General features: G+C 52.4%; 1 pseudogene. It reads right to left on the reverse strand.

Features of this window, described 5'->3' with window-relative positions:
• Positions 1 to 126, reverse strand: a pseudogene (locus H4J77_RS19690) (IS3 family transposase); the annotation flags it as partial.
• Positions 127 to 252 lie beyond the last annotated feature (126 nt).

Consider the following 252-nt stretch of genomic DNA (forward strand, 5'->3'; position numbering starts at 1 on the left):
AGCAACTCTACGTCGCATCCTAGGATTATGGAACCGCTCGATGTATTCAAATAGGTCTGCTCTTGCCTCGTCTTGAGTACGGTAACGTCGGTGATGTACTCGCTCTCGCTTCAGCATCCCAAAGAAGGGCGGCGGCAAAAACTGAGTGCAACACCTGACCTTTCCGGTACGGTGCTGCCCTATGTCTTATTCCGAACTCAGCGTTGCAGAGCGTGCCACCATTCAAGTTAGTCATGCCCAAGGCCTCAGCTT

It is taken from the genome of Pseudomonas sp. 5Ae-yellow (assembly GCF_014077575.1).
Lineage (GTDB): Bacteria > Pseudomonadota > Gammaproteobacteria > Pseudomonadales > Pseudomonadaceae > Halopseudomonas > Halopseudomonas neustonica.